The following is a 6,000-nucleotide window of genomic DNA, read 5'->3' as shown; positions in this document are numbered from 1 at the left end:
TACTGTTTTTGTAATATTAATTTCAACACATCTGATGTGACAACGTTTAAAAGCGTATGTAAATATTATTAAAAAAATTTAAAAATTGTATGAACAAAAAACAGGGTAACTTTTATTTAAAAAGTTACCCTGTTTTGCTGTATATTTAAACGAGTACGTTGCCGTTTTCATCAGCTGGTTTAAATAACGTAATTATAGCGCCTATAATGGCTAGAATGTGTGGGATGGCAGTCCAACAAAACACTAAGAAAATTAAACCCACAACTGGTTTGCGTGCATAAAATTTATGAACGCCAAAGCTACCTAAAAATACAGCTAATACAATATATAAAACTTTATTTACTTCATTCATTATTTTGTCACCTCCCTAATCACAATTAATTAGAAGATATATTTATATTTTATCTATAATCATTGGAAATTGCTAATAACTTAATAGTTACTAGAGTCATAATTTCTTAATTTTTAAAGTTATCACTTTAATTACTAGTCAAAATAATTATTTTTGTAAATAATGTCATTAAAATGTTAATACATTTGTCTATTGAACGCTCATAATAAATGATAAGATAAATACAATAAATATTCGATTATAATTTAACTTAAATTATTGAGTAAGGAGGTTCATGTTATGAGTTTACATTTCCTAATAGTATTTTGGCTATCATTTGTCTTTTTAGTTGCAGGTATCATTACCTTTATTCTTTTCAAACAAAAAAACCCTTCCGAAGGCAAAGATTCATTACTTGGTGTAACAGTAATGCTACTCATTTTCGGCATAGTTGGTATTTTGTTCAGCCTAATATTTAGCTAACTATAATCATATGACACGTAATATTGAACATTTTTCAGAGGTGACGCCCTATGTATTTACAAAACTTTCCTCAGTGGCAAGTAATAAATAAAAGTACGAAAAAGTTTGCTATTCAAGAGGAACAACAAAGCTTATCTATAGTTAGCCCTATTAATGATTATGCTTTCGCTATTTTAAACCAAGTATTTTTCACTATAACTGATAATGAAATTACTGAAGTAACGACAGAAAATAATAGTGATGAACTAACGATTGAAGTTGATAAAGAAAACACCAGCATTACAATTATTGATAAAAACTGATCATCAATAGTTGTACGTTACACTTATGCATCCTAACTGTCCGCTTAGAAGAATAAATGAACACTTACGATTTAAATAATGCGACTTAAGAATAATTGCCCAAAATTAAATTGTTACCTATATAATAAAGATAAGTTAAAACAAAGAAGGAGGTAACACTATGGATTGGACAGAAATCGTAGGTGGTATCATCAAAGTTGTTAAAACGATCGTAGATAGCTTTAAATAATCTGATATAACTTCTAAGGAGGCCGTAATTATGGATTGGACTCAAATCGTAGATGGTGTCTTGAACGCTATTAAAGCAATCATAGATATCTTTTAATCATAATTTCTTTTTTTAAAATAACTCTTAGTATGCTATCGTTTTTATTTACTAAAAATTTTCTTTACAACTATATGCAGCCCAACATCTTTCTATAAGATGGTTGGGTGCTTTTTTATTTTATAACACTACTTATTTGTCTATATTTAAAGAATTCGGGTAATGATTACTAAATGGTATAATTTAATTTAGTGATTGGGCGTGGTTAGAATGAAATATGTAAAAAAAATTCTGTTACTTGTAACTGGCATATTTATAGTACGCGCATTATTGTTAAATGTAAATGAAACGAGTGATGATAAAGTTGAAAATAAAGTTAATGTAGAAGCAAAACGCTAAAGTAAATTACTCTAGCGTTTTTTATGTTAAAATTAATAAAAATCTTTAATGAGTTGATGACATGCACAAATTAAAACATACAATGGAGACAAAACAAGCATACATATATTTCTTCGCAGTAATTGTCGGTATACTATCGGGTATTTCCTCTACGGCAGTTGCTACGTTTTTCAAAGCAATAACCACACCTGCTATTATAATTTTAATGATTAGTATGTTCTGCCAACTGCCTTTAAATAACTTAAAAAGCCAATTTGCTAATTTAAAATTTATAATAGTCTTATTATTAACAAACTTTCTATTCATACCCGTATTAGTTTGGCTACTCGTTGCAATCTTTAACATTCATTCTGGCCCTATTCAGTTAGGACTTTATTTAGTTTTGCTTATGCCTTGCATTGATTACGTCATCGTTTTCACTAGTTTAGGCAAAGGCAATGCAACTATGTTGTTATTAAGTACACCTTTATTGCTAATAGTTCAAATCATTTTACTACCTGTTTACTTCAATATTTTCCTCACACGTAGCGTATATAACTATTTTGAGTTAACAACATTTTTATTGGCTTTTATATTTTTTATTTTAATACCATTTATCATAGCATTGATTTTACAAAAGTTTAGCTACAACAACAAAGTGTTAAATAATTTGAATCATATAACGCATTGGCTACCTGTCCCAATGATGGCATTAGTACTCATAGCAGTTATCGCTTCTCAAGTTTCATTTGTAGCGAAAGCGCTCCCAGTTATCTATCAAATTATTCCCCTTTACATTTGTTTTGCTATTGTCGCACCTATTATCGGAAATCTATGTGCCAAACTATTTAAATTGGATATTACGTTACGACGCACCATAGCATTCAGTGCTACGACGAGAAACTCGCTTGTCGTATTACCTTTTGCCTTAACATTACCTCAAAATTTAGCTGTTACTGTAACTCCAATTATCGTTACACAAACTATTATTGAATTGATATTTGAAGTAATTTATATTCACGTCATTCCTAAACTAATAAAATAAGGGAACGGGACAAAATCTTATTTATAGAAAAAGATTTTGTCCCGTTCCCGCCTTTAAAATTTCACTTTATTATAGTTTAGTATAATCTTGATCATGTAACATCTATCTTACGTTATATTTGTCAGTAAATGCGCCCATTTTATTGTCACAAAATTGTTCCTCTAATGGCATTTCTACGTTAATAGTACCGTGATCTTTTACACGGTCATATAATGCTTCTACTTCTTTTACATCCGCTTCGTTATTAATATCATAACCAATCAATAATGAAATTGATTCATTTATAGCAAAAGGCTTACCAAAAGAAACAGAAGCTAATATCGTTGTTCCAGCAATTTCAAAATTTGAATACATTGTTGCATTACTAGCTTCGTCTTCGGATATGTCAAAACTGCTCGCTTGTTGTGGATTTACTAGCAAGCGCTTTATATCAGTTGCCCCAAAAACTTCTTCATAATATGCGATTACTGCTTTTGTGTTATCAAACGATTAATATGGAAATAATGCTGCCATTATTGTACCTCAAATTTTGATATGTCTTTTTTAAACACTCAAAGTTTTATCCCTTTTTGATCAATCTCATTCATACTGAATTAGAGTGTATCATAATTTATTAGAGGAGATTAAAGTATCTTAGCTGTAATCGGTTTATTATATATACTTTTTATTGTGTTTACGTCTACAAAATAGTAAAATTAATTTAATAAATTTTACGCTGTTTAATGTAGTCATACACCTATTGATGTTTTAATATATTTACGGCGTGGAATACGTCGAATAGTGTAAAATTATATCATAGACCATGCTGACTTAATTATTTAAACTTAAGCATTAACATTTAGTTTTTTATTGTATTATTTTTACTACACAAATCATCACAAATAACTAAGCAAGTTTAAAAGTTTTGTCTGTTATAGAAAACATATTTTTAGGGGTGGGACATTATGAGGAAAATATTATTATATGTTTTTATAGCTTCTCTTAGCATTTTAAGTTTTAAATTTTTAAATGCCAATACGATTAAACACACATCAACTTCAGACGATCACGATGAAACTGAAGAAGATGAAGATCGTACAGACGACCAGTTTTAAATTGTTTTGAATTGCCTTCTGTTTATACGAAGGCTTTTTTATTTGTCTAGCTTTTTTATTAAAGTAAATTTAAAAAATCTATAACAATGGTTAATCATTGCTATAGATTCAAAATACATTATTTTCTTACTGCTTTTAGTATAAATGATACAATTAAAATTAAAACAATTGCACCGATTAATGCTGGGATAATAGGTACGCCACCTAAAACTGGTCCCCAAGTACCTAATATTTTACTACCTAAAGCAGAACCAATTAAACCGGCAACAATATTACCTAAAATGCCACCTGGGATATCTTTACCAAGGATTGCACCAGCTAACCAGCCGATTAATCCTCCGACTATAATCATAAGTATAAAGCCCATAACTTAATTCCTCCTAAATATATGTTGTGTATGGTATTTCCATATATATGTTACCCTTACAACATTATCTAAAACCTAGTTATAGCAAAGAATTTAAGCATTTTTATAACCTCAGAGTGTGAATTCCTTCAAAATATTTCTCGCAACTAATTATTAAATCATTAGATTTTATATGATAGATCATAATAATTAAATAGCATTAATTAGTTTGTCAACATCTTCTTTTTTAGTAGACCAACTTGTACATAGTCTAATCACAATTTTTTCAGCACTTAATTTTTCCCAAATTTGAAAAGCAAAGTCTTTACTTAATGTTTCCATCTGTTGGCGTGAAATTATCGGGAACAATTGATTTGTTGGTGAGTCATATTGCATTGTGATACCTTTTTGTTGTAATTCTGATTTGAGTAAGTTAGCCATATCAAGCGCATGACGCCCTAATTGAACATATAAATTGTTTTGAAATAACGTTGTAAATTGAATACCTAAAAGTCTTCCTTTTGCTAATAATCCACCATGTTGTTTCATCATATATCTAAAATCTTGTTGTAAATCATTATGAGTTATGACAATCGCTTCTCCAAAAAGTGCACCTACTTTCGTGCCACCTATGTAAAATACATCTGTCAGTTTAGTTAAATCATTTAACGTAATATCATTTTGATCTGTAGCTAATCCATATCCTAAACGTGCACCATCTACCATTAAATAAAGATCGTTACTTTTACACACATTATAAATTTCAGTAAGTTCCTTCTTTGAATATAAACTACCTAATTCAGTTGGTTGTGATAAATAAACTAATTTGGGCTGTGGTATGTGTTCGTGTGTGGCATCATCCCAATAATCCGCTACATATTTAGTAATTTGTGCAGCTGCAAGCTTACCATTATTATTATTTAATTCAATAACCTTGTGGCCAGTTGCTTCAATTGCTCCGGTTTCATGTACAGCAATGTGCCCTGTATCAGCTGAAATTACTGCCTGATAGGGTCTTAAAATCGAAGCTATAATTGTCGTATTTGCTTGTGTTCCCCCTACCATTAGATGTACGTCGATATCATCGTTATCACATGCTTGTTTAATCAAAGTTTGCGCACTTTCAGTGTATTTGTCAGTACCATAGCCAGGCAATTGTTCTTCATTAGTTTTATATAAAGCATCTAAAATTGCAGTATGACCACCAGCAACGTAATCATTATCAAATCTAATCATTTTTATTCCTTCTTTCAAAAATAGACATAATTTCCATCATATTTTTATTTAATGTGAAAATTTCTGCTTCATCTAAACCATCAATCATTTGATTTACTTGTTTATTTGATGCTTCGTTTAAGTATTCAAATAATTTATTCCCTTCAGTAGTTAATTTGATAATTTTACTACGACTATCTGTAGGGGACGTTACTTTCTCTATTAATCCCTTTTTATTAAATCTACTTAATACTCTACTTAAATAACCTTTATCCATATTTAAAGTTTGGACAATTTCACTCGCGATACAATCATGACGAATGCCTATTTCGATAATGACCCTTGCCTCAGTAAACGTATAATTACTATCAAACTTATTATTACTAAAGACATCTAATTTATTCGTGTAATATCTATTAAATTCTCTAATATTATTAATAATTTCCTTCATGTCATCCTCCTATTTTATTAATATAGCAATTTTAGTTGACTTAGTCAATTATAATTGACTTAAGTACTATCTTAAAAAATTATTTATAAT

Annotated in this window: 10 protein-coding genes; 5 read left to right on the top strand and 5 right to left on the bottom strand. The window is 29.4% G+C overall.

Going from position 1 to position 6,000, the window contains the following annotated elements; translation table 11 throughout:
* Positions 1-145: 145 nt before the first annotated feature.
* Complete coding sequence (locus tag RPL90_RS08215) at positions 146-352, bottom strand: TM2 domain-containing protein (RefSeq protein ID WP_061855519.1); 207 nt, start codon at positions 350-352, stop codon at positions 146-148.
* 279 nt (positions 353-631) lie between these two features.
* Here RPL90_RS08215 and tsaT point away from each other — a divergent pair, with 279 nt between their 5' ends.
* The 4 genes from tsaT (at position 632) to RPL90_RS08195 (ending at position 2,804) form a co-directional block, all read left to right on the top strand.
* Entirely contained in the window at positions 632-814 is a 183-nt protein-coding gene (tsaT, locus tag RPL90_RS08210) for a type II toxin-antitoxin system toxin TsaT (protein ID WP_313547623.1), read from the top strand.
* Positions 815-864: 50 nt separating this feature from the next.
* Positions 865-1,116 carry a hypothetical protein gene (locus RPL90_RS08205; protein ID WP_313547621.1) on the top strand — a complete coding sequence of 84 codons (252 nt, stop codon included), beginning with the start codon at positions 865-867 and terminating at the stop codon, positions 1,114-1,116.
* A gap of 535 nt (positions 1,117-1,651) precedes the next feature.
* Positions 1,652-1,780 carry a hypothetical protein gene (locus RPL90_RS08200; protein ID WP_313547619.1) on the top strand — a complete coding sequence of 43 codons (129 nt, stop codon included), beginning with the start codon at positions 1,652-1,654 and terminating at the stop codon, positions 1,778-1,780.
* A 61-nt stretch (positions 1,781-1,841) separates the two neighbouring features.
* Positions 1,842-2,804, top strand: coding sequence for an arsenic resistance protein (locus RPL90_RS08195; protein WP_313547617.1), 963 nt, complete (start codon positions 1,842-1,844; stop codon positions 2,802-2,804).
* 102 nt (positions 2,805-2,906) lie between these two features.
* Here RPL90_RS08195 and RPL90_RS08190 read toward each other — a convergent pair whose 3' ends face one another.
* Entirely contained in the window at positions 2,907-3,269 is a 363-nt protein-coding gene (locus RPL90_RS08190; RefSeq protein WP_313547629.1) for a VOC family protein, read from the bottom strand.
* A 479-nt stretch (positions 3,270-3,748) separates the two neighbouring features.
* Between RPL90_RS08190 and RPL90_RS08185 the strand changes: the two genes are divergently transcribed.
* On the top strand, positions 3,749-3,898 hold the full coding sequence (locus RPL90_RS08185) for a hypothetical protein (RefSeq protein WP_313547615.1): 150 nt from the start codon (positions 3,749-3,751) through the stop codon (positions 3,896-3,898).
* Between the two features lie 118 nt (positions 3,899-4,016).
* Here the strand turns inward: RPL90_RS08185 and RPL90_RS08180 are convergent, their stop codons facing one another.
* The 3 genes from RPL90_RS08180 to RPL90_RS08170 form a co-directional block, all read right to left on the bottom strand.
* On the bottom strand, positions 4,017-4,265 hold the full coding sequence (locus RPL90_RS08180) for a GlsB/YeaQ/YmgE family stress response membrane protein (protein ID WP_313547613.1): 249 nt from the start codon (positions 4,263-4,265) through the stop codon (positions 4,017-4,019).
* Between the two features lie 189 nt (positions 4,266-4,454).
* Complete coding sequence (locus tag RPL90_RS08175) at positions 4,455-5,480, bottom strand: threonine aldolase family protein (protein WP_313547611.1); 1,026 nt, start codon at positions 5,478-5,480, stop codon at positions 4,455-4,457.
* The gene (locus RPL90_RS08170) at positions 5,473-5,910 is read right to left on the bottom strand and encodes a MarR family winged helix-turn-helix transcriptional regulator (RefSeq protein ID WP_313547609.1); all 438 of its coding nucleotides are present in this window, start codon (positions 5,908-5,910) and stop codon (positions 5,473-5,475) included. The genes RPL90_RS08175 and RPL90_RS08170 overlap by 8 nt, the downstream gene beginning before the upstream one ends.
* Positions 5,911-6,000: the final 90 nt, after the last annotated feature.

Source organism: Staphylococcus kloosii (assembly GCF_032139365.1).
Classification (GTDB): Bacteria; Bacillota; Bacilli; order Staphylococcales; family Staphylococcaceae; genus Staphylococcus; species Staphylococcus kloosii_A.
The sequence above is the reverse complement of the archived record's forward strand: the minus strand, read 5'-3'. Positions and strand labels throughout refer to the sequence as shown.

Bases quoted from the DNA above. Each gene is read 5' to 3' on its own strand.
- RPL90_RS08215 (WP_061855519.1), bottom strand. From the start codon at position 352: ATGAATGAAGTAAATAAAGTTTTATATATTGTATTAGCTGTATTTTTA.
- tsaT (WP_313547623.1), top strand. From the start codon at position 632: ATGAGTTTACATTTCCTAATAGTATTTTGGCTATCATTTGTCTTTTTA.
- RPL90_RS08205 (WP_313547621.1), top strand. From the start codon at position 865: ATGTATTTACAAAACTTTCCTCAGTGGCAAGTAATAAATAAAAGTACG.
- RPL90_RS08200 (WP_313547619.1), top strand. From the start codon at position 1,652: ATGAAATATGTAAAAAAAATTCTGTTACTTGTAACTGGCATATTTATA.
- RPL90_RS08195 (WP_313547617.1), top strand. From the start codon at position 1,842: ATGCACAAATTAAAACATACAATGGAGACAAAACAAGCATACATATAT.
- RPL90_RS08185 (WP_313547615.1), top strand. From the start codon at position 3,749: ATGAGGAAAATATTATTATATGTTTTTATAGCTTCTCTTAGCATTTTA.
- RPL90_RS08180 (WP_313547613.1), bottom strand. From the start codon at position 4,265: ATGGGCTTTATACTTATGATTATAGTCGGAGGATTAATCGGCTGGTTA.
- RPL90_RS08175 (WP_313547611.1), bottom strand. From the start codon at position 5,480: ATGATTAGATTTGATAATGATTACGTTGCTGGTGGTCATACTGCAATT.
- RPL90_RS08170 (WP_313547609.1), bottom strand. From the start codon at position 5,910: ATGAAGGAAATTATTAATAATATTAGAGAATTTAATAGATATTACACG.